The sequence below is a fragment of the Paenibacillus tuaregi genome, assembly GCF_900086655.1.
GTDB lineage: Bacteria > Bacillota > Bacilli > Paenibacillales > Paenibacillaceae > Fontibacillus > Fontibacillus tuaregi.
Genome location: NZ_LT575476.1, coordinates 87244 through 103630, shown reverse-complemented (window position 1 = coordinate 103630; position 16387 = coordinate 87244). Strand labels below are relative to the sequence as shown.

Here is a 16387-nt window from a genome sequence, read left to right as displayed (position 1 = left end):
AACATGAAGAAATTCATATTTTTGAGGCCCCTGTGTTCATATTTCCTATGAACATATTCACACTGTCCCATGGGGAATCAGAGTAGTCACGCGGAAACCACTCGTCCCATCGGCTATCACTGTGCCCTGGACGGCCGCAGTCCGCTCCTCCATGCCGATCAGCCCAAGACCCTTCACAATCTTCGGGTTACCTTGACCATTGTCTGACACAACCGCTTTAACCAAGCGGTTCAGCACACGGATCTCCACATGCACCGCCGTTGCCTGCGCATATTTGGCCGTATTGGTCAGGGCTTCGATTACATTCGCCTGAATAATCTGCCATTGCAGCGGAGTAATCACTCCCATATCCCCTTCATGCACCAACGTGGTCTGTAGACCCGAGCGTGAACCGAAGCTCTCTACAGCCGCCTTAAGACGGCTGAATCCCAACTGCTCAATCGGTGGCTTGATATTCTTAAGCGTGAGCCGGATCTCCTCGATCCCCTCTTTGGAAATTCCAATAGCATTCTGAAGAAGCTCCTCGGCTTTGTCCGGGTGAGACATGAGCAGCCGCTTCGCAGCCTCCATCTGAATCAGTGCACCCGTCATAGCATGTCCGATCCCGTCATGGATCGTCTGCGACAGCCGGTTCCGTTCCTCCAGCTTCGTCATATACTCGGACGTCCGGATAAGCTCCTGATTCTCGCTCAGCATCCGGGACAGCCGCTGGCGGTCCGATCTTTGAACTTCCGCCTGCTCCTCCAGCTGAATAACCTGCTTCATATAATGCCGGACTATGACGAAATTACAGCAGCTTAGCAATGCCACAAATAAGTAAAGCCCAATCATTGTGAAATCCCTCAGGAATACCGCCGGAAGCAGAGCCACGGGCAGAACCAGCAGATCGCGCCGGACATGAAAGGAGGCCAGCTCATAAAGGCTGAAAGGCAGCAGAAGCAGCACATAGATATCCACACCTGCTGACATGGCCAGCACACCTGCAATGATGCACACAAGCAGTCCCTGCTTCACTCTCGGGTCCTTTAACGTGTGAAGCAGCAAATTCATGGATATATACAGCACGAAATAGAATACAAGCCACAGCGAAGCATGCGTAGTCCCGAAATAAGAAATGTATACCACGAAGAACAAAACACAGAGCTTGTTCCCGACTGTCCATAGTTCCATATCAAGCCCAACCTCCCGGCATTAGCGGACCCGGCCCGTCAAATAATAGATAGCAATTTGCGTACGGTGCTCTAGCAGGGTCTTGCCCAGGATGGAAGTGATATAATTGGCGGTTGTTCCCTCCGAGATAAACAGCTCTTTGGATATTTCCTTATTGGAGAGCCCGCGGGCTACTAGGGACATCACGCCCAGCTCCCGCTCGGTAAAGGGGCTGGGGTCAAACGGTAATCCCTTCGTCTCTGATTGCCCGTGAACCTCTTTCTGGCCAGTACTCCCTTGGGCATAGTCAACCTCCATCGACGCTGTCGTGCCAGCTCTCCCCGGCCCGCCTGCCGGAGCAGCAGTCCTTTTTGTCTCCACCTTGTCCCCAGAACGTCCTTCTGCCGATTCGGACTTGGATGCCGTGTCTACCGGCCGGAGCAGGTCCATTGACGATTTCAGCTTGTCCAGCACCACATCCTGTAACACGTTGTTTCCGCTATGTACGCTCTTGATCGCATCCCGGATGCGTTCGGGATCATTATTTTTGAGAAGATAGCCCTTCGCCCCGTAGCGAATGGCATCGAGTATGTATTCATCATCATCGAACGTGGTCAAGATCATCGGGCGGGTCTTGGTCTCAAGGGTCAGCCTCCTTGTAGCTTCCACCCCGTTCATTACGGGCATCCGCACATCGAGCAGCGCCACATCAACATCCTGACTTTTGCAGAAATCCACCGCTTCCTGCCCATTCTCCACTGTGGCAAGCACATCAAAATCCCCAAATGTCGACAGAATGATCCGCATGCCTTCCCGGATGAATGAGTTGTCGTCCGCAATCAGTACTTTGATTTTCACTATGCTCCACTCCCTTGTGGGGATTATTGTACATGATGACAAGCGCGTATTGGAAGAAGAAAAGCTACTATATAAGTTGAACTATTGATTTACACGTAAGGAAGCCGTATGAAATGTTCCGTAGGGTCGCTGTTGCTCCCCGATTTCTTGAATAAAATGTATAAGGTTGAAGTCCGGTCACAAAGCTTATGCTTCCGATGTAGCTTTCTTTCAGAAAGCTTGTAGGCGAACACTTCGCTTCTCCAGAATCATTTCACACTCTTTCCTATTGGTAATTCTTAAGTCCAACTTATCTTACCTGCTTTTAACGGACTTTTCATATGGCCCACCGGCCATCCAAGCAAGCCCCGGTCCACGAAGGCCCATTATCCATACTCAAACCCACGAAATCAATCGAGGTTGTTAAAATTATAATTCGTAACTGTAAATCTCCTTCTCATTCGAAAACATCTCAAGAAGGTAGTTATGGAATTCAATACGATCTACCTTCTCCTCGTCATAATTAATTACAATAACAGGGCTGCTATTTAATATTCCGGCCGCTTCTTCGTTTAGAGTTATTTCTGTACGAGTAGGTGTGAAGTGAAATTTTGAGATGCCGCCATATATTGATTGCGACTCATCATTATAAGTAATATGAACCTCATCGAATCCGGCTTCGATATCTTCCTCACTAGGATTTAGTGTTTTTTGTAACAAAATATATTCGCTTGTCTCGAACTCATCATCAGCAAAGCCAATCATTAGCACGTCAATTTCTTCATCAATTTGTGCATATAAAAAATTAGCAGTCAATGTTGTAGTCATTTTGCCTCCTAGTATTATTTTTATAGTTTGCATACCATTAAAAACATACAAAAAAACCGTTTCCGCAGCTCACGCCTGCTAAAGCGTTGATCTGCGGGAACGGCGGCCATCATATGCACACACCTTGCCTACTCATTCAGCGGCAAGCGGTATCATCGTTCGGCGGCGGTTCTCGAAGGTCGCAAGCTCACGGAATCCGACCTCATACAAGGTCTTCCGGGCTTGATCCAAATTCTCGCTGAGCTTCTTCGGATCATGCGCATCCGAACCTACCGTCAGCGGAATGCCAAGCTGGAATGCCTGCTCCAGCATTCTTCGGCTGGGGAACATCTCCGCACAGGCCTTGCTTAGGCCCGAAGCATTCAGTTCCATAGCAACACCGGCCGATTTCACCGCTTCAAGCGCCGCCTGCTCCAGCGCAAGCAGCTCTGAATCCTGCTCCGGCTGCGGCTTGTAGCCGAATCTTTTGATCACATCCAAATGCCCCATAATGTCATAAAATCCAGTCTTAGCGGCCTTCTGAACAGCATCATAGTACTGGGTGTACACAGCCAGAATATCTTTGCCCTCCCAATTGTGGGTCTGCCGGAAGTCCGAAATATCCCATTCCCCGAGAAAATGCACCGATCCTATCACGTAGTCCCACGGATAAGCCTCCACGATCCGCTGGATCTCCGGCTCCCAACCCTCAATGTAATCTCCTTCCAGGCCAACACGCACGTCAATCTGCCCGAGGTATTTCGCCTTAAGCGAGAAGCACTCCTCCACATAACGGGAAAGCTCCTCCATCGGCATCGCCATCTCAGGATAGTATTCGGCTGGATTCACATGCAGCAGCGGCATGTGATCGGACAACCCGATTTGGGACAGCCCGATCTCGATGCCCCGCTGTACGTATTCCTCCAGCTCACCCACCGCATGGCCGCAGCGGACATGATGGGTATGATAATCAATCAGCATGCCGGATTCCCTCCCACTGCTCTAATCGCGCCGCGGACGCTCATGACGGCGGTCCAGCTCGCTCATAATGTCATCCAGAGGAAGGTTCCGCTCACGCAGCAGGACAAGCAGATGGTACAGCAGATCGCTGACTTCCAGACGCAGCTCGTCATTGTCCCCATTCTTGGCGGCAATGATCGACTCAGCCGTCTCTTCGCCAACTTTCTTCAGAATCTTATCGATGCCTTTTTCAAACAAATAGGTGGTATAAGCCCCCTCAGGGCGCGTTTCATAACGCTCCTTAATGATCTGCTCCAGCTCACCCAACACCGCAAAACGCCCTTCCCCAGCAAGGGAAGTGGACGGGGCGGCTGGGCTCACGTCCCCGGCCTTCGCCGCTGAGCGGTAGAAGCAGGTATCCTCGCCTGTATGGCAGGCTGGGCCGTTTCTTCTCACCAGCACAAGCAGGGTGTCCCCGTCACAGTCATACCGGAGATCCGAAATTTGCTGGGTATTCCCGGAGGTGGCGCCTTTGTGCCACAGCTCCTGCCTTGAGCGGCTCCAGAACCAGGTTTCCCCAGTCTCCACAGACTTGGCCAGTGACTCACGGTTCATATACGCGACCATAAGCACATCCTTGGTGGCCGCGTCCTGTACGACCGCAGGCACCAGCCCGTGTGCATCCCACTGGATCGTCTTCTGCAGCTCCTCAAGAGGAAGCTGCTGCTCTAAAGGTTGACTCATCGTATCTCCACTCCTCTGGCTTTCAAATCTTGCTTCAAGTCCGGCACCGCAATCTCCTTATAATGAAAAATCGTTGCCGCCAGTGCCGCATCCGCCTGACCCTCCGTGAACACATCATAGAAATGTTCTTTGTTTCCGGCTCCACCAGAGGCGATAACCGGTATTCCGACCAGACAGCTTACCGCCCGGGTAAGCGGGAGATCGAAGCCGTCCTTCGTCCCGTCCGCATCCATGCTGGTCAGCAGAATCTCACCCGCCCCGCGGGACTCGGCTTCCTTCACCCACTCCAGGGCGCGGATACCGGTAGGCTTGCGGCCGCCATGGGTATAGACCTCCCATTCTCCCCAGGCGTCATTGAACTTGGCATCAACCGCCACCACAATACACTGGGAACCGAAGCGCCTTGCTCCGTCGGAGATCAGGTCAGGATTTACAATTGCCGCCGTGTTAATGCCGATCTTGTCGGCACCCGCCCGCAAAATCCGCTTCATATCCTCCACTTGGGAGATTCCGCCACCGACCGTGAAAGGAATAGAAATCTCCCCAGCTGTCTGCCGCACCACTTCAATCATCGTCGCCCGGCCTTCGTTCGAGGCTGAAATGTCCAGAAAGACAAGCTCGTCCGCCCCCTCCCGGTCATATAGAGCAGCGAGTTCCACCGGATCTCCAGCATCCCGAAGGTTCACAAAATTAACACCCTTAACCACCCGTCCGTCCTTCACATCCAGGCAAGGAATTATCCGCTTGGTCAGCATACTTCTCTTCCTTTCTGTACCGTCTCTATATTCATTTCATACTTCATTGTTAGGCGGCCTAACAGCAAGGGTATCTAATTAGTGCCTTATGAGGCAAATGTCCATTCAGCCTGGACCTGAGCCTTGTTCGCCCCCAAAGCTTACCTCAGCCTCAGCCTAGCCTTTCAGCGCTTGAATCGCCTGAGCCAAGTCCACGCTGCCTGTGTAGAGCGCTTTGCCGACAATAGCCCCTCCGATGCCTTGATCCGCATAAGCAGCCAGCTTGATAAGATCCTCCTGGACCGTTACGCCTCCTGACGCAATGACTGTACGTCCCGAAGCCTGTGCAAGAGCCCGGATCGCATCCACGTTAGGCCCCTGCATCATGCCGTCGCGGGAGATGTCCGTGAAAATGAACGTCTGTGCCCCCTTGCCAGCGAGCTCTTTGGCCAGCACTTCCGCCTGGACCTCTGAGGTCTCCAGCCAACCGCGTGTCGCCACAAATCCATCCCTGGCATCGATCCCAATGGCAACCTTATCGCCATACTGTCCAAGCACCTCCTCGGTGAACTGGCGGTCTTCAATAGCCGCTGTGCCAAGAATCAAGCGGCTAACGCCAAGGCTAAGCAGCCGCTCCACATCCGAGACGGTCCGGATTCCGCCGCCAACCTGGACCGGCACCTGTACGCTGCGGGCAATCTGCCCAATCAGCTCATCATTCACCGGGTGCCCGGCCTTAGCTCCATCAAGATCAACGAGGTGAATGTACTCTCCGCCCTGGGCCTCCCAAGACTTGGCGACCTCCACCGGGTTGTCATTATAGATGGTCTCGCGGGCATAATCCCCCTGTACAAGACGGACACACTTGCCGTCCCGGATATCAATAGCCGGATAAATGATAAAAGAAGACATGTACACTTCCTCCTATAATCTATGAATGAAGCCGCCCATGAGGCGGCTGATTACTGCTCGTCTTATCTAAAGCAGGTACTCGTCTACAGAAAGGTGGCGGCCCACACACGGTGAGGCATAGAATAAGGCAAGCTTTGCCAGATTCTGATTTCCTAATTCTGATTTTCGAATCCTCATTCCCGACATCGCTTTCCAAAGTTTTGAGCCTAAGCTCGTTGTTCCTGCTCAGACTTAGCCGGCCTGTCCCTGCTGTCCGCCTTCTGCAAAAGTAAGAAAATTACGCAGCAGCGACATGCCCATCTCTCCGCTTTTCTCCGGGTGGAACTGCATGCCGAACACATTCCCATGGCCAACAACCGCGGTCACCGGATATCCGTAGTCCGTTACGGCAAGCAGATCCTCCTGACGCTCCGGCAGGACATGGTAAGAGTGCACGAAATAGACGTGCCCTTCTTCCAACCCCAAGAACAACGGGCCGTCACTGTTCACATACTCCAGCTTGTTCCAGCCCATATGCGGCACCTTGAGAGAGCCGCCCTCGAACCGCACTACCCGGCCGGGCAGTATGCCAAGACCCTGGTGATCCCCGTGCTCCTCGCTGGAATCAAAAAGCAGCTGCATCCCTAAGCAGATACCAAGCAGCGGCTTGCCCGCTGCGGCAGCCTCCCGAACGACGCGGTCCAGCCCGCTCTCACGAAGATGCTCCATCGCATCGCCGAAGGCCCCTACACCCGGCAGCAGCACACCGCTGGCATTCAGGATGGCCGCCGGGTCACCGGTCACAACGGTCTTAAACCCCAGACGCTCACAGGCCTTGCTGACACTGTGCAGATTGCCCATTCCATAATCGACAATGGCGATGGTCACGGGTTACAGCACTCCTTTCGTTGAAGGCACGCCGGTCACACGCGGATCGAGGCTTGTAGCCTCATCCAGCGCACGCCCAAGCGCTTTGAATACTGCCTCAATCATGTGGTGTGTGTTCTGTCCGTAATGCACAATGACATGAAGCGTAATGCGGGCTTCCAGCGCCAGCTTCCAGAGGAACTCCTGCACCAATTCCACGGAGAAGCTGCCAACCTGGGCTGAAGGATACTGCGCACGATATTCGAAGTGCGGGCGGCCGCTGATATCAATCACAACCTGGGCCAGGGCTTCATCCATGGGTATGAACACGTTGGCATAACGCTTGATTCCTTTTTTGTCCCCGAGTGCCTCAAGAATTGTATGGCCGAGGCAGATGCCGATGTCCTCTACCGTATGATGATCATCGATTTCGATATCGCCCTTGCCATCTACCGTAAGATTGAACTGACCGTGCTTCGTGAACAGGTCAAGCATATGGTTCAGAAAAGGAACGTCCGTCTCCAACCGGGACTGTCCAGTCCCGTCGATTGCGAATTCAAGCTTGATATCCGTCTCATTTGTCTTCCGGCTGATACTTGCTTGGCGTGCGCCACTTGCTCCGTTTGTTGTCGTCATTTTTATTCGCCACCCTTCCTATATGACTTCGCTTCCTGCTGAAGCCTGATCTCTATCGCTCTTGCATGGCCCTCCAGCCCTTCCCTGCGGGCAAGCTCTATAATTGTATCCCCGTTCTCAAGCAGGGCCTGTTTGCTGTAATAAATCATGCTCGATTTCTTAATAAAATCATCCACATCCACCGGTGAAGAGAATCTGGCTGTGCCGTTGGTCGGAATAATATGATTCGGTCCCGCAAAATAATCCCCTACCGGCTCCGAGCTGTACGGGCCGAGGAAGATCGCCCCGGCATTCTCCACAAGACCGAGATAGGCCATCGGCTCCTCGATCATCAGCTCCAAGTGCTCCGGGGCGAGCCGGTTAATAACCTGGATTCCCTCCTGGACGGAATCCACTACCAGGATCACGCCATAGCGCTCTATGGAAGCGGCGGCAATCTCCCGCCGCGGCAGCTCCGCAAGCTGGCGCTGCACTTCCGCTTGGCACGCCTTGGCGAAGTCCACCGAGGTGGTGACGAGAATGGCAGAGGCCATCTCGTCATGCTCGGCTTGGGACAGCAGGTCGGCGGCCACATAGGCCGGGTCGGCGCTGTCGTCCGCCAGCACGGCGATTTCGCTCGGGCCGGCGATGCTGTCGATGTCGACCGCGCCGTACACCTCGCGCTTCGCCAGCGCGACGAAGATGTTGCCCGGCCCGCAGATCTTGTCTACCGGCTCGATCGTATCGGTGCCGTAGGCCAAGGCCGCAATCGCCTGGGCGCCGCCGACCCGGTAGATCTCGCTTACGCCGGCCTCTGCCGCGGCGACGAGGATATACGGGTCGATCCCTTCCTTCCCACCGGTTGCCGGCGGTGTAACCATCACAATCTCAGGCACACCCGCCACTTGAGCGGGAATGACATTCATCAGCACCGAGGAGGGATAAGCAGCCTTGCCACCCGGCACATAGACACCGACCCGCTTCAGCGGCCGGATAATCTGGCCGAGAATACTGCCATCCGGCTGCAGGTCCATCCAAGAGCTGCGCTTCTGTTTCTCATGGAAAGACCGGATGTTTGCCGCGGCTGCGGCGATCGCTGTTACGAAGGAGGGCTCTACCTGGGCGTAAGCCGCCTTCAGTTCGTCCCCAGTCACCCTGAGGCCGGAAGGTGCCAACCTCATGCCGTCAAAACGTTCGGTGTACCGCAGCAGGGCGGCATCGCCTTCTTTTTTTACATCGGATACAATTTGCCTTACAGCCTCATTCTGCTCCGGCGATCCGTACTCCACCTCACGCCGCAGATCAAACTCCTCTGCCGGAAGTATTCTCATTTGCTATTCCCCCTCGCCTCGCTAGACTACACCAATCACATTCTGAAGCGCGTCACAGATGCGCTGAATTTCCGCATTTTTCATCCGGTAACTCACCCGGTTCGCTACCAGGCGGCTCGTAATATCGAAGATACGTTCCATCTCCACAAGCCCGTTCTCGCGAAGGGTCTGCCCGGTCTCTACCATGTCCACAATCCGGTCGGCCAGCCCGATCAACGGCGCAAGCTCGATTGAACCATTCAGCTTGATGACCTCCACCTGTTGCCCTTGTTCCCGGAAATACTGGGAAGCTATGGCCGGATATTTGGTCGCCACACGCTGTTGAATCCCCGGCTGCCAATCCGGGAGTGCGATCACGGACATCCGGCAGCGGGCGATCCCTAAATCCAGAAGCTCGTAGACATCCCGCTTCTCTTCCATCAGCACGTCCTTGCCAACAATACCAATATCAGCCACTCCGTATTCCACATAGGTTGGCACATCCACCGGTTTGGCCAGAATGAACTCCATTCCCACCTCAGGTAGTGGAATGACCAGCTTGCGGGTCTCATCCACATCCAATGGGATGTTAAGCCCGGCTTCCCGGAACAAGGCGGACGCCTTTTTGTATATTCGGCCTTTCGGCATAGCTACCTTTATAATTTCTGCCATATAGGATCAACTCCTCCTCTCTACACTGTTCATTCCTGTATTTAAAAGACTTACAGGCTCTGGCTTTACGTCTAATCAACCCGTAAAGCTGATAACATCGGCATATTTCCCTGCCGCTTCCGTCAATGCAACCAGGTCATCCTGGGTATGCACATGTCGGGTGACCACGATGCCGCCGCTGCTCCGCAGACGGCTGGCTTCCTGAAGGGCTGCTTTACGGCCCTCCGCGGTATACTGGACAAGTACTGGCAGCTCCCGCTCGGTTTGGATTCCATCGACACCATCCAGAATCCGATTGGTCTTCAGTGCGAAGCCTGTTGCCGGCACGGGTCGGCCAAACTGCTGAAGAAGGTTGTCGTAACGGCCGCCGCTGCATACCGGGAATCCCAGCTCTGCTGCATAACCTTCAAATATAAGCCCTGTGTAATAAGAGAAATCGCCAATCATGGTTAAATCAATCAGCACGTGTTCAGCCACACCGTAATCCTCAAGCGCATCCCATACCCTGCACAAATGGTCGATCGAATCCTGAGCCAGCTTACTGGAGCTGAGCTGCTTGGCCTCGCTGCATACTTCCCGGCCCCCGCGAAGCCGGAGGATTCCCTGAAGCTCCTCCTTTTGCTCGGCGGATACATCCAGCCTGGACACCGTCTCGCGGTATCCCACATAATCACGCCGGAGCAGACCCTGCTTGAGCAATTCCCGGGCCTCTTCAGCCCCAGGCACAGCTTCCTCCAGCAGTCCATTCAAGAAGCCCACATGACCAAGGGCAATTTTGAATGTGCTTACGCCAGCAGCCCGCAGAGACGCTACAGCCAGTGCTACAACCTCAGCATCCGCTTCCGGGGAGTCGTCACCGACCAGTTCGACCCCAGTCTGGAAGAATTCCGACTCTCTTCCCGCTTCCTCTTCAATTGCACGGTAGACGTTCGCGTGATAGGACAGCCGGATAGGAAGCGGCTCTTCTTTTAGCAGTGAAGAGACAACTCTCGCGATCGGGGAAGTCATATCAGAACGGAGAACCATCGTTGTTCCCCGGTTGTTGAGCAGCTTAAACAGCTTCTGGTCCGAAGTGGAGCTCGCCACACCCACGGTATCGTAGTACTCCATGGTCGGAGTCATAATCTGGCGGTACCCCCAGCCCTTCATGCAGTCCAGCACACTTCGTTCAATCGCACGCAGGCGTTCCACCGCATATGGCAGATAGTCCCGGACGCCGGCTGGTTTCTCAAATCCTTTCGGTTTAGACAACCCGATCACCTCTTGTCAGCTTCTTTTTATATTTTATCATGGTAAAGCACTACCATGCTACCAAATTAAAGAATATGGGATATCTTATCATATCCTTCCTTACAGCGTCAATAAGTTTCCCCTATTCAGGGCTAGTTGCACCATGAATTATCGAATTCTATGCGGACTGCCCTTATTTTACCATGCTGCCCTCAAGGGTAGTAAATTACTCCAAACTGATCTCTTCTTAAAATCCTTTTACCGTAAATTATTTTTATTTATAAAACGATTCTCCCATCTCGCACGTCATATAGATATACTGCGTACCGAACCTAATTAAAGGAGGCCTAACGGTGGAAGAGAAACAATGGGCCGCCGAAGCATGCAAAGGGGACGAGAGCGCCTTCCATGCGCTCATCGATAGTCAAAAACGAAAACTTTACGGTATTGCCTTCAGTTACCTGCGCAATGAGGCGGACGCGCTAGAGACCGTGCAGGAGACGGTATACCGTGCCTGGATGAAATGCTCGAAGCTTAAGGACCCCGATCATTTTGTCCCTTGGCTGTTCCGGATCTTAATTAACTGCTGTATCGATGAGCAGCGCAGACGCAAACGGCAGAGGTCTATGCCCATGGAGCCACACGGCAGCAGTAGTGAAATGGTGAATGTATATAAGCTTGATCTGGAGGAAGCGATGGACCAGATGAAGCCCAAATACCGGCATGCTTTGATGCTCAAATATTATCAGGAGATGACGGTTCCTGAAATTGCCAGAATTTTGGACAAACCGGAAGGAACGATTAAGACCTGGATCCATCAGGGGTTGAAACAGCTTCGTGGACAGATGGAACGGGGAGGGGAGGTGTATCATGGCTGATCAAGAGGAAAAAATGCTTCGTGATTATTTTCAGGAAGCCCGGATTGCTGAGCAGCACGTCAGTGCATTCAACCTGAATGATGCCGTGAACCGAGGCATCGAGCGGGCCAACCTGGCTCGTCAAAAGAAGGTATACTTCCGCAGGTTCGGCTCTGTGGCAGGAACCTTGGCATTCTGTCTAATGATTGTTCTAATTTTTCGTATAGGGCATTCAGGAACCGTGCCCGCGGCAAATATCCAATTCACCGCACCCGACTATGTCACCGCTGCAATTCAGGGCAACCCGGTATGGCTTACGGCTGCCAACCATGGGCTGTATCAGCCGATGAGCCAGACCGTGGAGAAGGACGGTTATAAATTGACGGTGGATGGGGTGTTGGCTGACAATTTGCAGGCCATTGTTTTTTACAGAACGGAGAATGTGGCAGATGCGGAACCGATCAAACTGAGATTCTTCAATGTGAAGGGTAAGTATACTATTCAAAGCATACCTTACAATAACTCGGTTCCTACTGAACAGGTCAACGCTCAGAAGCAGGGATTTCTGGCATTGAACTTTCTTGGCCTTAATACGCCCGGCTCCTTCAACTTTGAAAGCAGTTGGAGCAAAGGGAGCAGCACAGATACCCAGACTTTAAGTCTGCCTATCGTACTTGATACCACAAAGTTCAGAAGCCTGGTCAGAACCGCCGATTTCAACCAGTTTGTAAGTATTCATAACCACGGCTTCCAAGTGAAGAGGGCTAACCTTTACCCGCTTAGCACAGAGATCACCATTGATTATGACGCTGACAACAACAATATTATAAGGTTCATCTCCCCTTCCCTGATGCTGAAATCGACTCATGAAACTTCAGACATCAAGTATCTGTATCACTTGGTCAACAATAAAGGCCCTTACCGGGTTTATTTCGATAGTATTTACTACGATCAGTTCTTACAGTTGACCTTTGCGGCTAAAGGGATTGAAGAGTCGCTTGGAAATGATCTTAATATCGTCATCAATACCAGTGAACAGAAGCTTATCTGGGCCCCTGATGAGCGTCTCCATCTGAACCGCATCACCCAGACCGGGGAGGTTACCGAGATTTCTCTCTCGTTCTCAGCTAAGAACAGACCTTCGCAGGAGCAGACCCCATTATTAATAAGTGACTTTATGGATGCCAACAGAGAGCTGCACAAGCTGGTAACTAATCCGGCATCAGCGACGGAACTGCCAACCGGGTATATCAGTGTTAGGACCCAGGCTCAGGATGAGCAGGTCTACCCTGTTTATATACAGACCGGAAAGTATGCCGAGCCATTGACTTTCCGGCTCTCCCAGTATCCGGGCAATGATTATTTACAGTCATTTTCCGTAACGGGACAGTAGTCAGCAGGGACCTTAAGAAAACAGGCACACGAGCGATTGTCTTGTACTTTGGGCAATTAGAAGAAGGAGCACGTGAATTCTCACGTGCTCCTTCTTTTTGTCTACCTCACTATTCCGTTTGACCCTCCGCAACCAGGGCCTCCTTCTCCGGACTCTTCCGCTGCAGCACCCGCAGCGGGTTACCGCCAACGAAGCTGCCCGCTTCAACGTCCTTGTGAACAATGGAACCTGCGGCCACGACAGCCCCGTCCCCAATCGTTACACCCGGAAGAATTGTCGTATTGGCTCCAATCAGTACTTCATCTCCGATCACTACCTCGCCCAAGCGATATTCCTTAATCAGGTATTCATGAGCTAGAATCGTCGTATTGTAACCAATCACCGAGTTGCGGCCGATCGTAATTTTCTCTGGAAAGAACACATCCACCATCACCATCAGGCCAAAAGCGGTATGCTCCCCCACCCGCATGCGCAGAAGCTTGCGGTACATCCAGTTCTTTAGCGGAAGAATGGGGCAGTACCGCGTCAGCTGAATGACAATGAAATTCCAGACGCCTTTCCAAGGACTTACCGTCCGGTACAGCTGCCAAAGTGCATTCGGCCCTTCTACCGGATAACGGGTAACCTTCCTCACTTCACTTCAGACTCCATTCCGAGCACACCGTATAAGTCGGTCATGTCGTTAAGAATATAATCAGGTTCATATTTCTTAAGTACCTCTGGGCCCTTCAGTGACCAAGCCACAGCAGCGGATTTCACCCCTGCCGCCCGTGCAGACTGCAGATCAGCCGGGCTATCCCCCACCATCAGGGTTATCTCGGGATTGGCACCCAGCCGCTTGATCGCGGTAAGCACCGGCTCCGGATGCGGCTTAGGGTGCTCCACATCGTTCAGCGTGACAATTTCCTTCATAAACTTCAGCAGGTCAAAAGTTTCCAGTGCAAGTATGGTTGATGGCCTTATCTTGGTGGTGACCACACCCATGGTGATGCCCTTCTCATGCAGTCGGGTCATCACTTCGTGCACATGGGGGAACTCCTGAACCAGCGCATCATGATGCAGTTTATTGTAAGCCCGATAGTCCGTGACAAGCTCAGCCACATCCTCTCTGCCTGTAAACTGATGAAGCTGGTGCTCTAAGGTCAGTCCCATATAAGGGATCATCTGCTCACGGGTAATGGGGGACTCTGGATAATGCTTATTCATCACATGAAGAAATGAGCTGATAATCAGCTCATTCGTATTTACAATCGTTCCATCCAAATCAAACAGTACGGTTTCAATCATTGGGTGGCTACTCCTTTTTATCCTCTGGTTTGATGCTTTCTTCTATCTCTCTCTGTTTATCCGGTTCTGCAGAAACAGACCGGTCTGCTGCTGTAGAATGATGAGTCTCTTCTCTCTCGGTGAGTTGAGACTCAGGCAGATGATCATCCCCTATTCCCTTAGTCCGGATAATCGGGTCACTATAACGTGCATCAGCCTTTCCTGTCTTACGACGGTAAATCATCAGTACAATGGCCGCGATGATGATGAGAATCGCCAGCAATTGAGAAATACGGACATTACCGTATTGCGGGTCCAGCGCTCCAGGTTCGAAGCCTAGAGCCTTCATTGGCGCCCACAAAGCATCCACGAACGATGCAAGCCAGTCCGGTCCTTTGAAGGCCAGGCTGTCCGTACGCAGTCTTTCGATAAAGAATCTTCCAATGGAATACCAAATGAAGTAGGACATAAACAGCTCGCCGGCACGAAGGAACTTCTGGCGCCGCAGCACGAACAGCAGGACTAAGCCAACCAGGTTCCATAACGACTCGTACAGAAAGGTCGGATGGTGGAATACACCTTGAACATTCATTTGATCCACAATAAAAGACGGCAGGTGCAGATGATCGCGAAGGAACGTCTCTGTGGTAGGACCGCCATAAGCTTCCTGGTTCACATAGTTGCCCCAACGGCCGATTAACTGGCCGACGATCAGCCCTGGCGCGCAAATATCCGCGATCCGCCAGAAATTATAGCCTTTACGCCTTACATAAATGACGGCACATATAATAGCACCAATCAGTGCACCATAGATGGCTATGCCGCCCTCCCAGATTTTGAACACATCCCAGAGGTTGTTCTTATAATCTTCCCATTTAAAGGCCACAAAATAAATCCGTGCCCCAATAATGGCAGAAGGCACTCCAAACAGCACGAGATCCATGAAGAACTCAGGCGGAATCCCGAACCGCTTCCCTTCCCGAACGGCAAGCAGCAGGCCAACAAGAGCCGCTGTGCCCAGAATCAGGCCATACCACCGGACATGAAGCTCCCCAATGGAAAAAGCGACCGGATTTAATAACAACGTTTCCATCCACACACGCTCCTAATCCAAATCGTCTACATCTTCCGCAATAGTCTCGGTGAGTTTTGTAGTGAACTGCAATGCGGCATTATAGCCCATCCGCTTCAGTCTGAAGTTCATAGCGGCCACTTCAATAATTACAGCCAAATTTCGCCCTGGACGAACTGGAATTGTAGCAAGCGGCACGTCGGTGTCGATAATTCTTGTTGTCTCTTCATCCAGACCCAGACGGTCGTACTGTTTCTCCTGCTGCCACGCCTCGAGGCGGACAACGAGGGTGATTCTCTTGTTATTACGGATCGCTCCCGCACCAAAAAGGGTCATTACATTAATAATACCGACACCACGGATTTCAAGCAGGTGACGGATTAGCTCAGGGGCTGACCCGTGAAGCTGATTATCCGAGGTTTGACGGATTTCAACGGCATCATCGGCAATTAGACGGTGGCCGCGTTTAACCAGCTCTAGTGCGGTTTCACTTTTACCAATCCCGCTTGAACCTGTAATCAGCATACCCACCCCATACACATCTACAAGCACCCCGTGAATGGTTGCCGTAGGAGCGAGCTTACGCTCCAAGAATCCGGTAATTCGGCTCGACAGAATGGTTGTAGCCATACTGCTGCGTAGAATTGGGATTTCTCTTGTCTCCCCAATCTCCACCATCTCTTTCGGCACATCCAAGCCTCTGGTGATAATGATGCATGGGGTAATCGGGCTTTGACATAATCTCTCAATGCGATCTTTGCGTTCCTTCTCTGGCAGCATTGTATAGAAGGCGAGTTCAGTCTTTCCTAATATTTGTACACGTTCCGATGGATGATACTCAAAATATCCTGCCAGCTCCAGGCCCGGACGGTACAGATCATCTACAGTAATAGCCCGTTTAAGGCCCTGCTCTCCGGATAGGACCTCCAACCCGAATTGATTCACGAGCTCAGATACTTTTACCTTTTTAGCCATACGTGTTC

Annotated in this window: 18 protein-coding genes; 2 read left to right on the top strand and 16 right to left on the bottom strand. The window is 52.3% G+C overall.

Translation table 11 applies throughout. The features are described from left to right. Positions 1–57: 57 nt before the first annotated feature. The 12 genes from BN6628_RS00870 to BN6628_RS00815 all read right to left on the bottom strand — a co-directional run bounded on the left by BN6628_RS00870 (position 58) and on the right by BN6628_RS00815 (position 10837). Positions 58–1170, bottom strand: coding sequence for a sensor histidine kinase (locus tag BN6628_RS00870; protein WP_068612934.1), 1113 nt, complete (start codon positions 1168–1170; stop codon positions 58–60). 21 nt (positions 1171–1191) lie between these two features. Next, complete coding sequence (locus BN6628_RS00865) at positions 1192–2007, bottom strand: response regulator transcription factor (RefSeq protein ID WP_068612931.1); 816 nt, start codon at positions 2005–2007, stop codon at positions 1192–1194. A 408-nt stretch (positions 2008–2415) separates the two neighbouring features. Then, a complete protein-coding gene (locus tag BN6628_RS00860) occupies positions 2416–2814 on the bottom strand; it encodes an Imm10 family immunity protein (RefSeq protein WP_068612928.1) in 399 nt (132 codons plus the stop codon). Positions 2815–2946: 132 nt separating this feature from the next. Continuing rightward, complete coding sequence (hisJ, locus tag BN6628_RS00855; protein ID WP_068612923.1) at positions 2947–3774, bottom strand: histidinol-phosphatase HisJ; 828 nt, start codon at positions 3772–3774, stop codon at positions 2947–2949. A gap of 21 nt (positions 3775–3795) precedes the next feature. Then, on the bottom strand, positions 3796–4497 hold the full coding sequence (gene hisIE, locus BN6628_RS00850; RefSeq protein WP_068612920.1) for a bifunctional phosphoribosyl-AMP cyclohydrolase/phosphoribosyl-ATP diphosphatase HisIE: 702 nt from the start codon (positions 4495–4497) through the stop codon (positions 3796–3798). After that, the gene (gene hisF / locus BN6628_RS00845) at positions 4494–5252 is read right to left on the bottom strand and encodes an imidazole glycerol phosphate synthase subunit HisF (RefSeq protein ID WP_068612917.1); all 759 of its coding nucleotides are present in this window, start codon (positions 5250–5252) and stop codon (positions 4494–4496) included. Before hisF ends, hisIE begins: the two co-directional genes overlap by 4 nt. A 156-nt stretch (positions 5253–5408) precedes the next feature. Beyond that, positions 5409–6143 carry a 1-(5-phosphoribosyl)-5-[(5-phosphoribosylamino)methylideneamino]imidazole-4-carboxamide isomerase gene (hisA, locus tag BN6628_RS00840; protein ID WP_068612914.1) on the bottom strand — a complete coding sequence of 245 codons (735 nt, stop codon included), beginning with the start codon at positions 6141–6143 and terminating at the stop codon, positions 5409–5411. A 231-nt stretch (positions 6144–6374) separates the two neighbouring features. Beyond that, the gene (gene hisH, locus BN6628_RS00835; protein WP_068612912.1) at positions 6375–7010 is read right to left on the bottom strand and encodes an imidazole glycerol phosphate synthase subunit HisH; all 636 of its coding nucleotides are present in this window, start codon (positions 7008–7010) and stop codon (positions 6375–6377) included. A 3-nt stretch (positions 7011–7013) separates the two neighbouring features. Continuing rightward, positions 7014–7625 carry an imidazoleglycerol-phosphate dehydratase HisB gene (hisB, locus tag BN6628_RS00830; RefSeq protein WP_068612909.1) on the bottom strand — a complete coding sequence of 204 codons (612 nt, stop codon included), beginning with the start codon at positions 7623–7625 and terminating at the stop codon, positions 7014–7016. Between the two features lie 2 nt (positions 7626–7627). After that, positions 7628–8935, bottom strand: a complete 1308-nt coding sequence (gene hisD, locus BN6628_RS00825; RefSeq protein ID WP_068612906.1) for a histidinol dehydrogenase — start codon at positions 8933–8935, stop codon at positions 7628–7630. 21 nt (positions 8936–8956) lie between these two features. Next, the gene (gene hisG, locus BN6628_RS00820; RefSeq protein WP_068612903.1) at positions 8957–9586 is read right to left on the bottom strand and encodes an ATP phosphoribosyltransferase; all 630 of its coding nucleotides are present in this window, start codon (positions 9584–9586) and stop codon (positions 8957–8959) included. A 75-nt stretch (positions 9587–9661) separates the two neighbouring features. Beyond that, on the bottom strand, positions 9662–10837 hold the full coding sequence (locus BN6628_RS00815; RefSeq protein ID WP_068612899.1) for an ATP phosphoribosyltransferase regulatory subunit: 1176 nt from the start codon (positions 10835–10837) through the stop codon (positions 9662–9664). Positions 10838–11169: 332 nt separating this feature from the next. On the opposite strand from BN6628_RS00815, the gene BN6628_RS00810 reads away from it, so the two are divergent. Both BN6628_RS00810 and BN6628_RS00805 read left to right on the top strand, forming a co-directional pair. Beyond that, positions 11170–11694 (top strand): sigma-70 family RNA polymerase sigma factor, encoded by a 525-nt coding sequence (locus BN6628_RS00810; protein ID WP_068612897.1) that lies wholly within the window; start codon positions 11170–11172, stop codon positions 11692–11694. Then, positions 11687–13066, top strand: a complete 1380-nt coding sequence (locus BN6628_RS00805; protein WP_068612894.1) for a DUF4179 domain-containing protein — start codon at positions 11687–11689, stop codon at positions 13064–13066. The genes BN6628_RS00810 and BN6628_RS00805 overlap by 8 nt, the downstream gene beginning before the upstream one ends. A 109-nt stretch (positions 13067–13175) precedes the next feature. On the opposite strand, the gene BN6628_RS00800 is transcribed toward BN6628_RS00805, so the two are convergent. Genes BN6628_RS00800 through hprK form a run of 4 tightly spaced genes read right to left on the bottom strand, consistent with a single transcriptional unit; the run spans position 13176 to position 16379 of the window. Beyond that, entirely contained in the window at positions 13176–13700 is a 525-nt protein-coding gene (locus BN6628_RS00800) for an acyltransferase (protein ID WP_068612891.1), read from the bottom strand. Continuing rightward, positions 13697–14353 carry a pyrophosphatase PpaX gene (gene ppaX / locus BN6628_RS00795; protein ID WP_068612889.1) on the bottom strand — a complete coding sequence of 219 codons (657 nt, stop codon included), beginning with the start codon at positions 14351–14353 and terminating at the stop codon, positions 13697–13699. The genes BN6628_RS00800 and ppaX overlap by 4 nt, the downstream gene beginning before the upstream one ends. Positions 14354–14360: 7 nt before the next feature. Further along, positions 14361–15425, bottom strand: coding sequence for a prolipoprotein diacylglyceryl transferase (gene lgt, locus BN6628_RS00790; RefSeq protein WP_068612886.1), 1065 nt, complete (start codon positions 15423–15425; stop codon positions 14361–14363). Positions 15426–15437: 12 nt separating this feature from the next. Next, the gene (gene hprK, locus BN6628_RS00785; protein ID WP_068612883.1) at positions 15438–16379 is read right to left on the bottom strand and encodes an HPr(Ser) kinase/phosphatase; all 942 of its coding nucleotides are present in this window, start codon (positions 16377–16379) and stop codon (positions 15438–15440) included. Between the last annotated feature and the right edge of the window lie 8 nt (positions 16380–16387).

Bases quoted from the DNA above. Each gene is read 5' to 3' on its own strand.
- hisJ (WP_068612923.1), bottom strand. From the start codon at position 3,774: ATGCTGATTGATTATCATACCCATCATGTCCGCTGCGGCCATGCGGTG.
- hprK (WP_068612883.1), bottom strand. From the start codon at position 16,379: ATGGCTAAAAAGGTAAAAGTATCTGAGCTCGTGAATCAATTCGGGTTG.
- hisB (WP_068612909.1), bottom strand. From the start codon at position 7,625: ATGACGACAACAAACGGAGCAAGTGGCGCACGCCAAGCAAGTATCAGC.
- hisF (WP_068612917.1), bottom strand. From the start codon at position 5,252: ATGCTGACCAAGCGGATAATTCCTTGCCTGGATGTGAAGGACGGACGG.
- BN6628_RS00870 (WP_068612934.1), bottom strand. From the start codon at position 1,170: ATGGAACTATGGACAGTCGGGAACAAGCTCTGTGTTTTGTTCTTCGTG.
- hisIE (WP_068612920.1), bottom strand. From the start codon at position 4,497: ATGAGTCAACCTTTAGAGCAGCAGCTTCCTCTTGAGGAGCTGCAGAAG.
- hisD (WP_068612906.1), bottom strand. From the start codon at position 8,935: ATGAGAATACTTCCGGCAGAGGAGTTTGATCTGCGGCGTGAGGTGGAG.
- ppaX (WP_068612889.1), bottom strand. From the start codon at position 14,353: ATGATTGAAACCGTACTGTTTGATTTGGATGGAACGATTGTAAATACG.
- BN6628_RS00860 (WP_068612928.1), bottom strand. From the start codon at position 2,814: ATGACTACAACATTGACTGCTAATTTTTTATATGCACAAATTGATGAA.
- BN6628_RS00805 (WP_068612894.1), top strand. From the start codon at position 11,687: ATGGCTGATCAAGAGGAAAAAATGCTTCGTGATTATTTTCAGGAAGCC.
- hisA (WP_068612914.1), bottom strand. From the start codon at position 6,143: ATGTCTTCTTTTATCATTTATCCGGCTATTGATATCCGGGACGGCAAG.
- lgt (WP_068612886.1), bottom strand. From the start codon at position 15,425: ATGGAAACGTTGTTATTAAATCCGGTCGCTTTTTCCATTGGGGAGCTT.
- hisG (WP_068612903.1), bottom strand. From the start codon at position 9,586: ATGGCAGAAATTATAAAGGTAGCTATGCCGAAAGGCCGAATATACAAA.